We start from the raw sequence: 17,945 nt of genomic DNA, 5'->3' as shown, positions 1-17,945 counted from the left end.
GATCAGTGGATTCCTTCCGTTGCCGGGATTTCCTCGGTGAGTAGCTGGTGGATGACGTTGCCGTGCAGGGGCAGGCTGGTGATCTCGATGCCGTGGGGCGCGAGCGCGTCCGAGACCGCGTTGGCGATGGCCACCGGCAGGCTCATCGAGCTGCCCTCACCGGAGCCCTTGGCGCCGAGCCGCGTCACCGGGGACGGGGTCTGCACGTGGTCGCTGTCGAGCGCGTAGGTGGTCTCGGCCGCCGTGGGGCACAGGTAGTCCATGAACGTCGCCGATGTGGGCTGGCCGGACTCGGAGTAGCGCATCTCCTCGTACAGCGCGCCCCCGATGGCGTGCGCCAGCGCGCCGTGGATCTGGCCTTCGAGGAGCGTCTCGTTCAGGATCGTGCCCGGATCGTGCACGGTGGACACGTGTTCGAGAGTGATCTCGCGGGTGTCGGGCTCGATGCGGCACACCACGAGTTCGGCGACGAAGCCGTAGCACAGGCTGGAGTTGATCTGGTCGTTCTGGTTGGCCGCCTTGGACTCCGGCGGAGTGAACGCCGCCTCCTCGTAGAGCCGGGCCGAAGCTCCTTCCGGCAACGAGCCGGGGTCCCAGTGCACCAGGCCGGCGGCGTGGCGGAACGCCACGGCGCGCTCGGGATCATCACGAACCCGGACCCGTCCGTCGGCAAGCTCCAACTCCTCGGGATCCGCGTCGAGCATCGTCGCCCCGGCCAGCCGCACTGTGACCGCCAGTCGTTCGGCGGCCTCCACCAGGGCGCTGGTGAGCAACGGTGCGAAACGCGACGAGTAGCTGCCGGAGCTGACCGTCCACGGCGTGGTGGCGGTGTCCATCTCGACCACGGGGCGGACCTGGTCCCGCTGCAGGCCGAGCTGCTCGGCGACGATCTGCTGTGCCACCGTGGCATGCCCTTGACCCTGCGGCACGGTGCCGAGCAGAACGGAGACCACGCCGTTGAGGTCCACGCTGACGCGGACGTGCTCGGTGGAGCCGGACTTGCCGCGACCGGGTGGCCGGTTCTCGGCCGGGGTGGCCAGACCGACGTAGCCGATGTTGGTCGCGGAGGGATCCACCACGCTGGCCATCCCGATGCCGAAGTACTCGCCGCGCTCACGCGCCTCCCGTTGGCGTTGCCGCAGCGCGGTGTAGTCGGCGTTCTCGAGGACTTTCTCGAAGGCCTGCGGATAGTCTCCCGAGTCGTAGATGCCACCGGTCGGGGTGCTGTAGGGAAATTCGTCGGCTTGCACGAAGTTGCGGCGGCGCAGTTCCGCCGCGTCGATGCCACGGGCGTGGGCGATGGTGTCGATCAGCCGCTCCAGACCGAAGTAGAGCTGCTGTCCACCGAACCCGCGGTTGAGCCCGGTCGGTGTCTTGTTGCTGACCACGGCACGGGAGCGGATCTGTACGGCGCCGATCCGGTAGGCGCCCGTGATGTTGCCGAAGCAGCGATACAGCGTGCTGGGCTCGGGCGGGCGCAGGTAAGCGCCCACGTTGTCGACGAGATCCGCCCGCAGCGCCTCGATGCGTCCGTCGTCGGAGACCGCCGCCTCGAAACGCATCGATCGGTCCGAACCGGCCGAGCTCGCCAGCAGGTGCTCGATGCGGTCCTCGGTCCATCGCACCGGCCGTCCCGCGTGTCTGCTGGCCAGGGCCAGCAGCGCGACGTACGGGTAGATACCGGCCTTGATGCCGAAGCTGCCGCCGTTGTCGGCCGGGACGTGCAGCCGCACGCGCGAAGTGGGAACACCCAGCGCTCCGGCCAGCACGGGCACCATCGAGAACGGGCCGTGGAAGTTCGCCCACGCGGTGATCGCGGGCCCGTCGACCTCGTCGTGCCACTCGGCGACCACCGAGTAGCACTCCATCGGCGTGGAGGAGTAGCGGGGAAACTCGTACTCGGCGGTGACCACCCGGTCGGCGCGGTCGAACGTCTCGTCCACGGGCCCGAAGTGAAACGTCCGGTCGGTGGCGACGTTGCCCTCGGCCTGCTCGTGCAGTTTGGGGGCTCCGGGGTCGAGGGCCTTGTCGGTGTCCACCACTGCCGGCAGCGGCTCGTAATCGACCTCTACCAACTCGGCCGCGTCCTCGGCGACGTAGCGATCGCTGGCCACGACTACCGCCACCGGCTCACCGACGAACCGGGTCTTGTCCGTCGCGGTCGGGTAGTACGGCATCGGTGTCTTCAGCGACAGCGGGAACGGATGCAGTGCCGCGGTCACCTCTTCGGGCCCGATGACGGCAGCGACACCCGGATGCGCCCGCGCTCGCTCGAGGTGCACGCTGCGAAGCCTCGCGTGCGGATGGGGGCTGCGCACGATCGCCGCGGTCAGGGTTCCGGGCAGCGGATCGAGATCGTCGAGAAAGCGGCCCCGGCCGCACAGCAGAGCCGGGTCCTCCACGCGCGCCGTGGAACGCTGCCCGCGTCCTCCGCCATCGCCAGTGGGAGGTTCGCTCGGATCGGTCACGGTATTCACCTGCGCGAAGGGGTCATGGCCTCGGACGGGGCCTCGGCCAGTGGTGCGTAATTGCCCGTGGTCAGTTCACGGCGCAGGGTCTTGCCGACGGCTGATTTCGGGATCCGCTCGACGGCGATCAGGCGCTTGGGCCGCTTCAGCGACGGCAACCCGGACTGCTCGCGCACGAAATGCGCCAGCACGGTGGCCGCGTGCTGCGGAGTCATTCCGGGGGCGGGTACGAAGAAGGCCGTCGCGGCCTGACCCCAGCGGTCGTCGGGAAGGCCGGCGACCACGACGTCGGCCACCGCCGGGCAGCGGTCCAGGGTCTCCTCGATCTCGCACGGGTAGATGTTCTCGCCCCCGGAATTGATCATGTCGTCCACGCGGCCGGCCACCCACAGGTCCCCGTCCTCGTCGGCCGTGGCCAGGTCCCCCGGGAAGTACCAGCCGTCCCGAATGGACTTCGCGTCGGCATCGGGCCGGTTCCAGTACCCGCCGAACGCCTCCGGGGAGTCCATCGAGATCGCGATCTGACCCTGCTCGCCCTCCCCCACGACGTCGGAGGGCGACGCGCCCGGCTCCGGATCGACCAGGCGGACCCGGGTGAAGACGCCGGCCCTGCCCGCGCACCCGGGTTTGGCCGCGACGTCCGGGCCGATGGTGAAGGTGTAGATCTCCGTGCTGCCGAAGTGGTTGATGAACACCTCGGGAGCGAGTGCGCCGGTGAGCTGTTCAGCCAGGGTCGGTGTCATCGACGCGCCCGCGTAAGCCAGCTTGCGCACGCTCGTCGCCTCCGCCAGACGCCCGGTCCGCAGCAGCCCCCAGTAGATCGTCGGTACGAGGTACAGCGCCGAGACATCTTCCCTGGTGATCAGCTCCAGGGTCTCCTCCGGGGAGAACCGCACCTGGGGCACCCAGGTTCCGGCGCTGATCACACTGGCCAGCAGGCTGCGCAGACCCATCGTGTGAAACATCGGCATCACACCCAGCGTCGTGGCGAACGGCCCCTGCCTGCTCTGCAGCAGGTGGGCCACCGCCGCCTGATGCTCGGCCGAGTGCGTGCGCGGCACGCCCTTGGGCTTTCCCGTGGTGCCCGAGGTGTAGAGCATCACGCTGATGTCGCCCTCCGAGACCCGGGTGTTCAGCGCACCGCCGGGCTCGTCCGCGGCCACCCGCTCGATCGGACGGACACCGGGCGGTGCCTCGGCGGGCTCACCGGCGTGGGCGCGGGCCAACGGTCGCTCGTCCGACAGGGCCGCCTCGGCGGTATCGGTCGTGCTGGCATCGGTGACCAGCAGAGCCGGTGCCGCATCACGCAGGCAGTAGGCCAGTTCCTCCGCGCCGAAGCGGATCGACAGCGGCACTGAGGCGGCGCCGAGTTTCTGCGCCGCGAGGTGCAGGCTGGCCATCGGTTCTCCCCCGGCCAGCAGGAACGCGACCCGGTCGCCCGGCCGCACGCCGAGCTCGGCCAGCACGCGGGCCAGCCTGTCGGTGCGGACGTCCCACTGGGCATATGTCAAGGGGTACTTTCCGCCGACCGCGCGATGCCGAGGGTAGCGCTCGGCGGTCCATCTCAGCACTGTTCCGAGGTCCATACCCGTCCCTCCACCGCAACAATGATACGGAAACGACCATATGCAACAGACCATCTGTTTCAGATGGTCAGGAACATACGGTACGCTTTGGGGCGTGTCAACGGCTCGGTTTTCGACGACCTCGTACGTCGTCCTGGGGATGGTCGCGATGCGAGGCCCCTCGACCTCGTACGACCTCAAACGCGCTATCGGCCACTCGGTCGGCTACTTCTGGCACTTTCCCCACGCGCAGCTGTACTCCGAACCCAAACGTCTCGAACAGCTCGGCTTGCTGAGGGTGAGCGAGGAGGGCACGGGGCGGCGCCGCAAGACGTTCACGATCACCGACGAAGGGCTTCGAGTTCTCCGGGCCTGGCTGGCCGAACCCACCCACCAGCACTTCGAGCTCCGCGACATCGCCGAGATCAAGCTGTTCTTCAACGAGCTCGCCGATCCCGAGGACATCGCGCGGCTCGCTCACGACCAGGTCAAGCAGCACGAGGAACGCATCGCCGAGTACGAGGGGATGAAGCAGCGCTTCGGCAGTAACCCCGAGATCGCCTCGCGCATGGTCACTCTCGAACTCGGCCTCGAGATGGAGTACGCGGCGCTGCGGTTCTGGCGATCACTCGTCGAGCAGACCGAGCACGAACGGTCCGGAACGTCGTAGGGGCCCGCCACCCGTGGGAACCGTGCCGCACTCCGCGCGATCCGCCTTCGCGTCGAGGAGGTACGCGGTTGGTGCCAACGAGGGAGGGGATGCCAGCACACCGGCCCCGCTGCGTCGCGCAACAGTCTTGAGGAGACTCGTCGCAGGCACACCAGCAGCGCCCGCCCTTGTTCGTCCAGCAGCGCGACCAACCGCTCACCGGCCTCGATTCGCAGCTGGTGCGAGCCGAAGGGGCACGAGCCCACCGTCCGGGCCAGGCGCCTTCGACGGCACCGCCCCCTCGCGGCGAGAGATCTCCCCGATCTCTTCGGCATCGACCACGAGCTGCCACGGGTCTCCGACCCGGTTCAGCCCCCGGGCCGAAGACCTGCCCCGGCGCCGGACCGAGTGGGGCGAAATCCCGCCCTCGCAGGACGCACCGTGCATTGCCGGTCACCGGAAGCGGTGGCCGCCCACGCCTCGTTCCGCGTCCCGAGACACTCACCAACGATCGCTGAACGCCCGGCTCAGTATCGTCGAGTCGCACCACCGGCCGCCCCGCGAGCTCCGCTTCGGTCACCGCGGCGAACTCCGCCAGTCCTCCCGGAAGAAGCACGATGGACAACCCCACGAGCACAGCGACGAACAGCCCCTCGGTCCGGCAAGGACCATCGATGACCGAGCGGGACGCGACCTCGCGAGCACGCCGCCAGCACGACGTCTACGCACCGCACTACGACTCCGACACGCGCCACTACGAGCGCGCCATCCCCGACGACCGGGCCGCGCTCACGCAGACGCACCGCGTCCTGCGCCCCGGCGGACACCTGGTACTGCTCGGCCACGTCGCCAGCCCCCACCGCCCGGTCCGGACGGCCCAACGCCTCCTCGAACGGCTCTCCACCCAACGAGGAGTCCAGGACGCCCACCTGCGCCACGTCGCCCCGCTGGTCCGCGACACCGGCTTCACCATCGTCCACCAGCGACACCACCGCCTCGGAACCATCGAACGGCTCACCGCCACCAAACCACCCGAGTGGACACCGGCGATCGCGACCTCGACGAGCCACGCGACCACCGACCCGGCCGACCACGACACCGATGACGAAGCAGAAAACCGATAACGAGCGGGGACGGACGCGGGCGGCGGCGAAGACCTGACGTTCTCGGCCCGCCGAACCGCTGCGCACCGGGCGAGGGAGCGCACACCCCGCATCATCGCGGTCTCGTTATCGCCTTGGTCTCCAAGACCGCAATGGAGCCGACGAGACGATCCCAGCTGATTTGATGGCGTGCAGCGTTCGAGGGGGTCCGGAGTGAGGTCGGCTTCGACGACGTCGGTTTCCTCCGGGACTGGCGGTAACGCTCCGCAGCGTGCGCCAGCGTTGGGCGAGCAGGGTGGAGCCGCGTTCGGCGCCGACGACGCTCGGAGCGCGGTGCCTGCCGGAGTACCGCAGATCGCTGATCGTTCCCTGGACACTGGTGGTCATCTCGCTCAGCCGGTCGGTGCTGATCGCGGTGCCTTCCAGCAGCACGTGCGGCAGCGACCGGCGGAGTTCGGACGACCGTTGCGACGCTTCCCGCCGGGAACCCGCGTCCCGCCATCGGTGGGCCGGGTCCGGCCGGTTCGGGGAGGTAAGCGCAGCGGAAATCCGAACGACGCCCGCTCCGCGGGCCGAGGGCTCCCGCAGCGGCGACAACCGAACACCCGAACGTCCGCTTCACGGCCGACTCCGCGCGTGGAGGCGTAGCAGCGGATCTGGCCCCGTCCACGGTGCGAGCCGGGAGAACACGAGGACGGTCTCCGCGCGTGAGAGTCCGATGCGGGTTCCGGCAAGGGGCGCTCACCGCCCGACGTTCTCGCTCACCTCCCGAATACGGTTCCGGATAAGCTGGTATTTACCGTCTCCTCACAAGAGCGCAAAGCGCGACATGTCTCCTTGGGGGAAGTCAACATCCCCTCCTGGAGGTAGTGATGAGCACGCTCTACGAGGAAATCGGCGGCGAGTCCACTGTCGGAGAGGTCGTCACCCGGTTCTACGGGAAGGTGCTCGCCGACAAGCGATTGGCGGGGTTCTTCCACGAGGACGACATGGAGGAGTTGAGCGAGTACCAGACGGAGGCCTTCACAGCGGCCCTCGGAGGCCCCGGAAGCCATCGGTGGGAGCTCGCGAAGCAGCTTCACCAGCAGCGCGGTATTTACCACGAGGAGTACGACCTGGTCATCGGATACCTGGCCGACGCGCTGCACGAGACCGAGGTGGCCGACCACGTGATCAGCGAAACCCTGTTCGCCATCGCCCCGTTGGCGAGGGACGTCATCTCGACGGCCCCCTCGCCCACGTGAGTCGCGCACTTCCGCGAGAGGAGCCCGGGGGGACGGAGGCCGGGGCACTCCGGTGTTGCTCGACGGAGCCCGTTTCGTCCGGAGGCGAGGGCCGGTTCCGCGGAAACCACCGTCGACAGCACCGCGCGGCGGAACCAGCCCTTGGGTATCGTTTCGGCTCTCCGTTCCGCCGCCCCGGTCGATGACGTTGCTCCATCCGGGTTGCTCGAGTTGGTTCTCGTTCTCTGGCTTTCCTGGGAGTGCTTGGAGCGTGTCTCATGTGGTGTGGAGTGGCTGGGTGATTACGGTCGGGGTTGATGGTTGATGCGGTGCCGCGTCGGTTGGTCCCGGATGAGCTGTGGGAGCTGGCGGAGCCGCTGATTCCGCTGGTCCGTCGCGTCCGCGAGGTGGAGGGCGTGCGCGGGTGGAGGACCGTGCCGTGTGCACCGCGATCGTGTTCGTGCTGACCAGCGGGTGCGCCTGGCGACGCCTGCCTCCGTCGTTCTCCGGTCACGGTGCCCACGGCGCGTCGGCGGTGTGTCGAGTGGACTCCAGGCGGGGTTGTGGCGGCGGCTGCACCGGGTGGTGCTGGATGAACTCGGCACCCGGGGCATGATCGGGGCAATAACGCGTCGGAGCCGGACCCGACCACTACGCCCCACCCCCACCAGCGCAAACGGCTCGTGATCGGGGGCTGACCCGGTGCCTCAGTCGCAAGACCGATACGTCGGCTGCGCTCGATCTTTCCCACCGAGCACCTGCTCGGCGTGTCAGACCGAGCCCCGGACCCACCGTTGCTCCGACAGTCCTCGGCTGGCACCTGTCATCAGCAGCGAGGCGAATTCAGCGATCCTTGGAGTCTGGTCACGGCGCGGAAGTGGCCCGCAGACCGTTGACAATGCCCTGATCAGTCCCTGCAGGGTCCAGTCCACCGATCCGCGAACCCACCGGGTCTCGCCAGGCCCTCCGAACAGCCGGGGGAAGCTCGCTTCTGCCGTACCGGTGCGCCACCGCTGTCCGCAGCCGGCTCCCCGCCGACGCCGCACGCACGAGAAGCCCTTCACCACTGAGGGCTTTTCGACGTGCCCGCGACGCCGGCGGTTTACGACTGCCGGGACGGAACCGGCCCGCCGCAGCCGGGTGCTGCGACGGGCCCGTTCCTCGTCGAACCGGACGGTTCAGACCGTCGCCGAAACCGACTCCCGGCCCGGCTTCTCGGCCGGTTTCTTCCCGAGTTCGGCGGTGGGGACCTTGTAGGTCTCCCGCCCGGAGGCCACCGCGATCACGTTGACCAGGCACAGGCCCGCGACGAACAACGAGACGCCGAGCCAACTGTTCTCGCCGGTGCCGGTCGCCCAGACCGCGATGCTGGGCATGAACCCGGCGATCGCGAAGCCGATCTGCGTGCCGATCGCCATGCCCGACAGCCGGACCCGGGTGGGGAACATCTCGCCGTAGAAGGAGGGCCAGATCGCGTTGGTGGCGCTGTAGACGACACCGAACATGAGGATGCCGGAAATCATGATCAGCGGGTAGTTGCCCATCGAGATCGACCACAGGTAGGCGAACATCAGCACCGCGCTGCCCAGCGACCCGGCGATGAACACCGGCTTGCGCCCGATCCGGTCGGCCAGCTTGGCGCACAGCGGGATCGCTACCAGCGCCGCGGTGTTGGCCAGCACCCCCACCCACAGCATGAACGTGCGGTCCAGGCCGACGGTGTTGACCGCGTAGTTCAGGGCGTAGACGGTGAAGATCGTGCTCACCGAGGCGATGACGGCGGCGACGACGATGCGCAGCACCGCGGTCCAGTGATCGCGGAAGAGCACGGCCATCGGCAGTTGGTTCCGCGTCGTCTCGGTGCGCGAGACCTCCTCCTGGAACACCGGTGTCTCGTCCAGACTGCGCCGGATGAAGAACCCGACCAGCACGACCACGGCGCTGAGCCAGAACGGGATCCTCCACCCCCAGGTCAGCAGCTGCTCCTCGGGAAGCGCCGCGACCGGCAGGAACACCGCCGTGGCGATGATCTGCCCGCCCTGGGTCCCGCTGAGGGTGAAGCTGGTGTAGTAGGCGCGCTTGTGCTCCGGCGAGTGTTCGAGGCTCATCGAGTTCGCGCCGGCCTGCTCACCGGCCGCCGACAGTCCCTGCAGCAGCCGCAGCAACACCAGCGCGACGGGTGCCAGGATGCCGATGTCCTGATAGGTGGGCAGACATCCCACCAGGAACGTCGACAGACCCATCAGCATCAGCGTGAACAGCAGCACCCTCTTGCGCCCCAGCCGGTCCCCGACGTGTCCGAGGAAGAACGCTCCGAGGGGGCGTGCCACGTACCCGACGCCGAAGGTCGCCAGGGCCAGCAGCGTGCCGGTGGTCGGATCCGCCGCCGGGAAGAAGATCTCGCGAAAGACCAGGGCGGCGGCGGTGCCGTAGATGAAGAAGTCGTAGTACTCCAGTGCGCTGCCGACCCAGGCGGCGAGCGCGGCTCTGCGGGGCTTGCCGTGCTCGGCGATGCGTGCCGCCGTGGAGTCGGTGGGGTGATCGGTCACAGGTACTCCTGTAGTTGGTGCCGTCGCCGGACAGTGCTGCGCCGGGACGGCGTTCCGGCCGTCCCCCAGCAGGACCGATGCCTGGCTGTCGGCTGACTCGGAACACTGTCGCATCCGGGGGATGACAGCCACGGCGGCCGATCGGCGCGGATGTTTCCCGCTCGGAGTCGGCGGTCACCTGTTCGGGCAGCGAGCATCGGTTATGTATGAACTAGTTAGTTAATTCACGGATCCTGGAGGGTCTCGGGCTCTCTGTCAAGAGTCCTCACCGACGCCCTCAGCGGGCGGTCAGGTACTCCAGAACCATGTCGCCGAGCATCGTGCGGTAGTGCTCACGGTGCGTGGGATCCAACATGTCCCGATCGAAGATCACGTTGAAGGTGTGCCGGTTGGCGGTTCGGAACACGCAGAACGCGCTGATCACCATGTGCACGTCGAGAGCGTCGACGTCGCCGCGGAACTCCCCCGCCGCGCGCCCCCGCTCCAGGATGCGTGCCAGCACGTCCAGCGCCGGGTTCGCCAGCCCCGGCAGGCTCTGCGACTGCGCGATGTGCTTGGCACCGTGGATGTTCTCGATGCTGACCAGCCGGATGAAGTCCGGGTGCGACTCGTGGTGGTCGAAGGTCAGCTCGGCCAACCGCCGGATGGCCTCGACCGGTTCCAGGTGCTCGATGTCGAGTTCCTGCTCGCTCGAGCGGATCGTGGCGTAGGCCCGCTCCAGCACGGCGAGGTAGAGCTGTTCCTTGCTGCCGAAGTAGTAGTAGATCATCCGCTTGGTCGTGCGCGTCTTGGCGGCGATCTCGTCCACTCGGGCGCCGGCGTAGCCCTGCTCGGAGAATTCGCGGGTGGCGACGTCGAGGATCTCGACCCGGGTGCGGTCGGGATCGCGCTGCCGCTCCGCGCCGTGCGGCGAGGGACCGGCAGGCGGGTCGTCGGACGTCGGTGCGGCCACCGGTCCCCCTTTGCGTACGGGTCCTGGGTCTCCCCAACTCTAAGTGGCTCCCTGTTCCGCTCCCATCGCCCGGCATGCCGCAACGAGGTCGGTCCCCGGTGCACCGCGGCGTCGGACCCACTTAATTAACTATCTGGTACGTTCATAAGTGACCGCTTCGGAAGGAGGGGCCGTGCCCCTGATCACATTCGCCCCCAGCGCACTCACCCCGGCCGGGTTCCGCCCCGGGATACTCAGGACTGCTCGCGCAGCACCCCGCCGCCACACGGCCGAGCCGGCTTCCCGGAGGCGACGCGCGACGGGCAGGGGCACGGTGCGGGCATGAACGACAAGAGCGGCTACCTCGTCGGGCTGGTCGGTTCGGGCATCGGACCGTCGCTGACCCCGCCCCTGCACGAGCGGGAGGCCGATGCGCTGGGTCTGCGCTACCTGTACCGCAGGATGGACCTCGACGAGCTCGGAATGCCGACCACCGCGATCGGCGACATCCTGGCCGCCGCCCGGACAGCCGAGTACGACGGGCTCAACATCACGCACCCGTGCAAGCAGCTCGTCCTCGAACATCTCGACGAGCTCTCCCCCGACGCCGTGGCCCTGAACGCGGTCAACACCGTGGTGCTCACCGAAGGTGGAGCCATCGGCCACAACACCGACTGGTCGGGCTTCGCACGCAACCTCGACCGGGGCCTGCCGGATGCCCCGCTGGGCAACGTGACGCTGCTCGGCGCCGGTGGGGCGGGCGCCGCCGTCGCCCACGCCCTGCTCACCCTCGAGGCCGGATCGGTCCGCGTTCTCGACGTCGACTCGCACCGCAGCGCGGCACTGGCGAGCTCGCTGTGCGCGCACTTCGGCGACGAGCGCGCCACGGCGGGCAGACTGGACGAAGACGGCGAGGAACTGGCCAGCGCCGTGGGGCGAGCCGACGGCCTGGTCAACGCCACTCCCACCGGGATGGCCGCCCATCCCGGCCTTCCGATCCCGGCCGAGCTGCTCCGGCCGGAGATGTGGGTGGCCGACGTCGTCTATCGCCCGCTGAACACCGAACTCGTGCGCACGGCACGGGCTCGGGGCTGCCGCGTCCTCGACGGCGGCGGGATGGCGGTCTTCCAGGCCGCCGACGCCTTCCGCCTGTTCACCGGCACCGATCCCGATGCGGAGCGGATGCTGCGCCATTTCGCAACACTCACCGAAGCCGAAACGGCAGGAAGTGCGGAGGATCATGCAGACCGTTGAGCCCCCTGCCCACCGTGGTGGCGGTATGCGCACGGGAATCGCCACCGTGTGCCTGTCCGGCACGTTGGAGGACAAGCTGGCCGCGGCGGCCTCCGCGGGCTTCGACGGGGTGGAGATCTTCGAGAACGACCTCGTCGCCGCACCCTGGTCACCGGCCCGGGTCCGGCAGCACTGTCTCGAACTGGGCCTGTCGGTCGACCTCTACCAGCCCTTCCGGAACTTCGACTCGACCGACCGGGAGACGTTCGCCGCGAACCTGCGCCGCGCGGAACACAAGCTCGACCTGATGGAACAGCTCGGTGCGGACACGATCCTGGTCTGCTCCTCGGTGGCCCCGGACGCCGCCCACGACGACGACCTCGTCGCCGAGCAACTGCACACCCTGGCGGACCGAGCCGCCGAGCGTGGCCTGCTCATCGCCTACGAGGCGCTGGCCTGGGGCCGGTACGTCCACACCTACGAGCACTCCTGGGAGATCGTCCGGCGTGCCGATCACCCCGCGCTGGGAGTGTGCTTGGACAGCTTCCACATCCTCTCCCTCGGCTCGGACCCGGCCGCGATCCGCTCCGTCCCCGGCGACAAGCTGTTCTTCCTGCAGCTGGCCGACGCTCCTCGGCTGGACATGGACGTGCTGCAGTGGAGCAGGCACCACCGGCTCTTCCCCGGTCAGGGCTCCTTCGACCTGCCGGGCTTCCTCGGTCACGTCCTCGCCGCGGGCTACAGCGGTCCGCTGTCGCTGGAGGTCTTCAACGACGTGTTCCGCCAGTCCGATCCCGAACGCGCCGCCGTCGACGCGATGCGTTCCCTGCTCGACCTGCAGGAACGGGTCGAGACACCCGGCTCCGCAGCGGCTCGGCGCCCCACCGCTCCCCCGGAACTACCGCACGCCCCGGAACTCACCGGGCACGCCTTCACCGAACTGGCCGTCGACGACGCATCCTCCGGCCCCATCGCGGACGCCCTGGAAAAACTCGGTTTCGCCCACACCGGTCGGCACCACTCCAAGCCGGTGCAACTGTGGCAGCAGGGCGAAGCCCGCGTCCTGCTCAACAACACCACGGACCACCGCGAGCGGGACGCCGTGGACGATCCGCGCGCCGCGGTCACCGCACTGGGCCTGGAAAGCGACGACCCGCACCGTTCCGCCCGGCGCGCCGAAGCGCTGCTGGCGCCCGTGCTCCCCCGCAGCCGCGGTGCGGACGAGGCGGTCCTGCACGCCGTGGCCGCCCCCGACGGGACCTCGGTGTTCTTCTGCCCCGCCGGGGAACACGGCGGCAGCTGGTCGGCCGACTTCGCACCCGCCGGCAACGCGGCGGAAGCCGGAACCGAACTGACCGGCACCGACCACGTCGCGCTCACCCAGCCCTTCGACCACTTCGACGAGGCGGCCCTGTTCTACCGCTCGGTGCTGGGACTGGAGCCGGAAACCACCGCCGAGTTCGCAGCCCCGTTCGGACTGGTCCGCAGCCGCGCGGTCACCGATCCCCGTCGCGATGTCCGGATCGCGCTGAACGTGGCGGTCCTTCGCCGCGGTGAGGAATGGGTGCCGGGAGTACCCGCCCCGCAGCACGTCGCCTTCGCCACCGGCGACGCCATCGCCGCCGCGCGGAGGATGCGTGCGCGAGGAGCTCCCCTGCTGGAGATTCCGGACAACTACTACGACGACCTGGACGCACGTCTGGCACCCGATCCCGAGCTGCTCGCCGCGATGCGCGAGTGCAGCGTGCTCTACGACCGCGACGAGCACGGCGAGTTCCTGCACTTCTACACCGAGATCCTCGGCTCGCGGATCTTCTTCGAGGTGGTGCAGCGCATCGGCGGCTACAGCGGCTACGGCACCGTCAACGCGCCGGTGCGGATGGCCGCCCACCGCAGGCTGCGAGTCACCGGCAGCGCCCGGAGACCGCTCGGCACGTGAGCGTGCGCTGCGGGTCCGAAGACGGGCGCGAGGCCACCTCGCCGGTGAACGGCGAATCCGGCGACCTGCGCCCTGATTCGCTCATGCGGGGACGTGGCTGGTGTCCCGGTCCCACACGCGGTGACCGGCCAGCGTCGAGGCGAACTCCTCGAAGAACTCCGAGGGCAACGAGCCCTCGTTGCTCACGGCCGTGATGACGCCGTGGTCGTTGGCGACCGATTGCGAGTCATCGGCGCGCCGCACTCCGTTGACCCCGGCCCGCTGGAGCATCGCCACGCCCTCCTGGCTGGCGGCCACCGGCTTGAAGTGCTTGTAGGCCTCGGTGACGAAGTGCACGCTGTAGCCGTCGGCGGAGAGGTTCTGCACGCTTTCGCCGGTGCCCGGGACGACGACCGCGCGCATCGCGGCGTTGAGCACGGTGGATCTGACGACGGTTTACCTGCACGACGTCATGGACTTGCTGGTGCCGGGCGTTGGTCCAGCTAGGTCGTGTTTAGGGAGTCCGGGGTGGTGGATGTAGGTGAGGTCTCCGGTAGATGGATCAACGACCAAGAAGGTCATCTACCCGGAGACCTCGGTGGGCGGTTTATCGATCGGAGCGCGCAAGGACTTGTCGGACCGGTAGTGGCAGCTCCTGGAGTCGCTGCTGCCGGAGGGTCCGCGGATGGGGTGGCCGCCGAAGTGGACCCGTCGCCAGCTGGTGGACGGGCTACGTTGGCGGGCGCGGGTGGGCGCGCCGTGTCGGGATGTGCCTGAGCGGTACGGGCACTGGCAGTCGGTGTATGGCTTGTTCCGGTGGTGGCAGCGTCACCGGGTCTGGCCGGGGGGTCCTGGCCATGTTGCGGGCCTTCGCGGATGCGGCCGGGGTGGTCACGTGGCAGGTGTCGGTGGACTCGACGATCAACCGGGCTCGTCAGCGTGCTGCCGGGGCTCGTCGTGACCCGAGCTGGCAGGCCGAACCACCCCGACCTCTACCGGCAGCGTCACGCCGTGGAACGCGGCATCAACCTGCTCACACAACACCGCGCGGTAGGCCACGCGCTACGACAAGCTCTGCCTGCGCTACGAAACCACCGTGCACCTCGTCACGATCGACATTGGCTCCGCACCCTCACCAAAACCACTCCCCAAACACGACCTACTGATCTTTTCATTAGTTGGGGGACTGTCGCTCGAACGGTGTTTCCGGCTCGACACGCCGGACCTGGGTCCGGCGGGATGGGCACTGTGAGTGATGATCTCTGATGTTGTGAGCGCACAGGAGCGGACCGAGGAGTCGAAGCGGCAGCTGTCGCCGGAACAGGCCGCTGCGGCGGCGATGGTGGCCCAGGCCCGGCGGCAGGTCCTGGATTTGCCGGCCCGGACGGGTTGTTGAAGCTGTTCACCAAGAATGTCCTCGAGACGGCACTCAATGAGGAGATGACCGAGCATCTCGGACACGAGCCGAACCGGGCCGATGCCGAGCGGGAATCGACCAACATCCGCAATGGCACACGCACGAGGACCGTGATGTCGGATGCGGTCGGTGAGGTTGAGGTCGCGGTGCCTCGTGACCGAGAGGTACCTTCGATCCGCAGATTGTAGACAAGCGCCAACGGCGTATCGGTGATGTCGACGAAATCGTGCTGTCGCTGCATTCCAAGGGCATGACTACCGGCGAGATCTCGGCGCATTTCTCCGAGATCTACGGAGCGTCGGTGTCCAAGGACACCATTTCGCGGATCACCGACAAGGGCACTTCCCCAACGAGCAAGCCGCGCTGAAGTGTCTCTACCTGGCCACCCGCTCACTGGGCCCCACCGGCCGCGGCCGGGCACGATGGGCTATGCGGTGAAAGCCCGCCTTGAACGCGTTCGCCATCACGTTCGAAGGCCGCATCACCCCGACAGGAAACTAACCGATGCCAAGACCCGATCCACCGTTAATCTAACGCTCACGCTAGATCACCAGGTTCCCCCGGCCTGGAGCCGAGGGGACTCGAACCCCCGACCCTCTGACTTCCAGGTATGCCGCGATGACCTGTGAAATGGAGGTTCGGTAGATCAAGTCGCATCAGTTGACAGCAGTCGGACCCGGTTGAAGCCGCCTGAATCCCACTCACCGCTCCTCCACTCCTGGACCAGACGCCGTCCACATCGCTCCAACCACGAGGAGTCCTCAGCGAACGCTCGAAGACCTGTCGTTCGGGCGGGCCTGTCGGTGTGGCGCCGTTCCCGGGCAGAGTCACCTATCCCAAATGCCCGTCACGTTTGATCGCGGGAGGACTCGTGCGCGAGGCACGCAACTCGTGAGTGGGTCCGACTTACTCACCCGGGGGCGCCTTGTTGGATGTGGCCTGCGAGATTTCGAGTTGGAAGTCGCCGTCGTGCTCCTCGTGGCCCTGCATCACGGCGGCCTCGAGGACGGCGGCGCCCTTCTCGTCGCGCTTGGTGATGTGGTCGTTGCGCAGGTCCTTGAGCAGCGCGAAGCACATCAGCACCATCACGACGGTGAACGGCAGCGCGCCCATGAAGGTGAGGTTCTGGATGCCCGACAGGGCGGAGTCCCCGCCACCACCGATGACCAGCATGATGGCGGCGACCGCACCGGTGGCGGCACCCCAGAAGATCACGATCCAGCGACTCGGATCGATGTCGCCCCGCTGGGACAGCGTTCCCATCACGACCGACCCGGCGTCGGCACCGGAGACGAAGAAGATCGCCACCAGGATCATGACCAGCACCGAGGTGATCGCCGACAGCGGCATTTCGCCCAGCGCGTTGAACGTCTGGGCCTCCGGACCACCCATCGCGATGTTGGTACCGCTCTCGCCGATGCCCTGCAGACCGATGGCCGCGCCGCCGAAGATGGCGAACCAGATCACGCTGACCACGCTGGGCACCAGCAGCACGCCGCCGACGAACTGGCGGATCGTGCGACCGCGGCTGATGCGGGCGATGAACATGCCGACGAAGGGCGTCCAGGAGATCCACCACGCCCAGTAGAAGATCGTCCAGGAACTGAGCCACTCCTGCATCTCGGTACCGCCGGTCGCGCCGGAGCGGGCGGCCATGTCGAAGAAGTCGCTGAGGTAGGAGCCGATCGAGGTGGGCACCAGGTTCAGCATGAGCACCGTCGGCCCCGCGAAGAACACGAACAGCGCCAGCAGCGCGGCCAGCACCATGTTGATGTTCGACAGGTACTGGATGCCCTTGGCGATGCCGGACACGGCCGAGGCGATGAAGCAGACGGTCAGCACGACGATGATCAGGACCAGGACGACCGTGCCCGCTCCGCTGATCCACCCGGCCTGCTCCATACCCGTGCGGATCTGGATCGTGCCGATGCCCAACGAGGCCGCCGAACCGAACAGGGTGGCGAACAACGCCAGGATGTCGATGAGCTTGCCGACCGGCCCCTCGGCGTTGCGCTTGCCGATCATCGGGATGAACGTGGCGCTGATCAACTGCTTGCGACCGCGGCGGAAGCTGCTGTAGGCGATCGCCAACCCGACCACCGCGTAGATGGCCCAGGGGTGCAACGTCCAGTGGAACAGCGAGGTCGCCATCGCGGTGTAGACGGCATCGTCGCTCTGTCCCGGAACCGTCCCCGGCGGAGGATTCACGAAGTGCGAGAGCGGCTCGCTGACGCCGAAGAACATCAGTCCGATACCCATACCGGCGCTGAACATCATGGCGATCCAGGAAATCGTCCGGAACTCCGGTCGCTCGTCGTCCTGCCCCAGCGGGATGCGCCCGTAGCGGCTGAAAGCCAGGTACAGCGCGAACACGACGAAGCCCGTGGCGGCGAGCACGAAACCCCACCCGGCGTACTCGATCAACCAGTGCAACCCGCTCGAGGCGAAACCGCTCAACGAGCCGGTGGAGACCGCACCCCAGGTGATCAGGACGAACATGATCACCGCGACGACCCCGAAAACCACCCAGTCGGTCCTCGAGCGCCCGTCGGGCGCGGCCTGCATACCCGGATCGGGAGCCGAACTCCCCCCGGCTTCCTGTTTCTGCGAGGTATCTGTCGACACAGGTCTCGGCACCGACGGTGCGGCGCCCCCTCCTCTCCAGTCTTCAGTTGCACCGTCCGCCACCGGCCCACACTCCCGGCCGGGCACGCGTTCGGAAAGTTCACCCCACAAGCAACGACCCGACCAACGAAACGAAGCAAGCCCACCCGCCGGCAACCAACAAAATCGTGATCAGCACGCAGAGGAAGTTTGGTGCTCGATCCCCACGAATCCCACTCGGACGCTGCAGAGGAAAAACGAACGACCCGCCAAGAGACCTCTTTC

At 68.1% G+C, this 17,945-nt stretch carries 12 protein-coding genes and 2 pseudogenes; 8 read left to right on the top strand and 6 right to left on the bottom strand.

Going from position 1 to position 17,945, the window contains the following annotated elements; genetic code table 11:
* Positions 1 to 2: 2 nt before the first annotated feature.
* Both FHX42_RS06695 and FHX42_RS06690 read right to left on the bottom strand, forming a co-directional pair.
* Positions 3 to 2,468: a xanthine dehydrogenase family protein molybdopterin-binding subunit gene (locus FHX42_RS06695; RefSeq protein WP_328795934.1), complete on the bottom strand. Its 2,466-nt coding sequence runs from the start codon at positions 2,466 to 2,468 to the stop codon at positions 3 to 5.
* A 5-nt stretch (positions 2,469 to 2,473) separates the two neighbouring features.
* Positions 2,474 to 4,054 (bottom strand): class I adenylate-forming enzyme family protein, encoded by a 1,581-nt coding sequence (locus FHX42_RS06690; RefSeq protein ID WP_182543214.1) that lies wholly within the window; start codon positions 4,052 to 4,054, stop codon positions 2,474 to 2,476.
* Between the two features lie 94 nt (positions 4,055 to 4,148).
* Between FHX42_RS06690 and FHX42_RS06685 the strand changes: the two genes are divergently transcribed.
* The 4 genes and pseudogenes from FHX42_RS06685 to FHX42_RS06670 all read left to right on the top strand — a co-directional run.
* Entirely contained in the window at positions 4,149 to 4,703 is a 555-nt protein-coding gene (locus FHX42_RS06685) for a PadR family transcriptional regulator (RefSeq protein WP_328795933.1), read from the top strand.
* 653 nt (positions 4,704 to 5,356) lie between these two features.
* Positions 5,357 to 5,806: a methyltransferase domain-containing protein gene (locus FHX42_RS06680; RefSeq protein ID WP_182543213.1), complete on the top strand. Its 450-nt coding sequence runs from the start codon at positions 5,357 to 5,359 to the stop codon at positions 5,804 to 5,806.
* A gap of 851 nt (positions 5,807 to 6,657) precedes the next feature.
* Positions 6,658 to 7,029, top strand: coding sequence for a group I truncated hemoglobin (locus FHX42_RS06675; protein ID WP_182543212.1), 372 nt, complete (start codon positions 6,658 to 6,660; stop codon positions 7,027 to 7,029).
* Between the two features lie 296 nt (positions 7,030 to 7,325).
* Positions 7,326 to 7,626 (top strand): annotated as a pseudogene (locus tag FHX42_RS06670) (transposase); the annotation flags it as partial.
* A gap of 560 nt (positions 7,627 to 8,186) precedes the next feature.
* On the opposite strand, the gene FHX42_RS06665 reads toward FHX42_RS06670, so the two are convergent.
* Positions 8,187 to 9,557, bottom strand: a complete 1,371-nt coding sequence (locus FHX42_RS06665) for an MFS transporter (protein WP_328795932.1) — start codon at positions 9,555 to 9,557, stop codon at positions 8,187 to 8,189.
* A gap of 277 nt (positions 9,558 to 9,834) precedes the next feature.
* Positions 9,835 to 10,509, bottom strand: coding sequence for a TetR/AcrR family transcriptional regulator (locus FHX42_RS06660; protein WP_182543210.1), 675 nt, complete (start codon positions 10,507 to 10,509; stop codon positions 9,835 to 9,837).
* 321 nt (positions 10,510 to 10,830) lie between these two features.
* Between FHX42_RS06660 and FHX42_RS06655 the strand changes: the two genes are divergently transcribed.
* Both FHX42_RS06655 and FHX42_RS06650 read left to right on the top strand, forming a co-directional pair.
* The gene (locus FHX42_RS06655; RefSeq protein WP_182543209.1) at positions 10,831 to 11,742 is read left to right on the top strand and encodes a shikimate dehydrogenase; all 912 of its coding nucleotides are present in this window, start codon (positions 10,831 to 10,833) and stop codon (positions 11,740 to 11,742) included.
* 25 nt (positions 11,743 to 11,767) lie between these two features.
* Complete coding sequence (locus FHX42_RS06650; protein WP_182543208.1) at positions 11,768 to 13,660, top strand: bifunctional sugar phosphate isomerase/epimerase/4-hydroxyphenylpyruvate dioxygenase family protein; 1,893 nt, start codon at positions 11,768 to 11,770, stop codon at positions 13,658 to 13,660.
* 81 nt (positions 13,661 to 13,741) lie between these two features.
* Here FHX42_RS06650 and FHX42_RS06645 read toward each other — a convergent pair whose 3' ends face one another.
* On the bottom strand, positions 13,742 to 14,077 hold the full coding sequence (locus tag FHX42_RS06645) for a hypothetical protein (RefSeq protein ID WP_182543207.1): 336 nt from the start codon (positions 14,075 to 14,077) through the stop codon (positions 13,742 to 13,744).
* A 247-nt stretch (positions 14,078 to 14,324) separates the two neighbouring features.
* On the opposite strand from FHX42_RS06645, the gene FHX42_RS06640 reads away from it, so the two are divergent.
* Both FHX42_RS06640 and FHX42_RS06630 read left to right on the top strand, forming a co-directional pair.
* On the top strand, positions 14,325 to 14,600 hold the full coding sequence (locus tag FHX42_RS06640; RefSeq protein ID WP_182543206.1) for a transposase: 276 nt from the start codon (positions 14,325 to 14,327) through the stop codon (positions 14,598 to 14,600).
* Positions 14,601 to 14,894: 294 nt separating this feature from the next.
* Positions 14,895 to 15,393 (top strand): annotated as a pseudogene (locus tag FHX42_RS06630) (transposase); the annotation flags it as partial.
* A 569-nt stretch (positions 15,394 to 15,962) separates the two neighbouring features.
* On the opposite strand, the gene FHX42_RS06625 reads toward FHX42_RS06630, so the two are convergent.
* Positions 15,963 to 17,621 (bottom strand): BCCT family transporter, encoded by a 1,659-nt coding sequence (locus tag FHX42_RS06625; RefSeq protein WP_182543204.1) that lies wholly within the window; start codon positions 17,619 to 17,621, stop codon positions 15,963 to 15,965.
* Positions 17,622 to 17,945 lie beyond the last annotated feature (324 nt).

This window comes from Halosaccharopolyspora lacisalsi, assembly GCF_014137975.1.
GTDB lineage: Bacteria > Actinomycetota > Actinomycetes > Mycobacteriales > Pseudonocardiaceae > Halosaccharopolyspora > Halosaccharopolyspora lacisalsi.
This window is presented reverse-complemented; position numbering and strand designations above follow the sequence as displayed.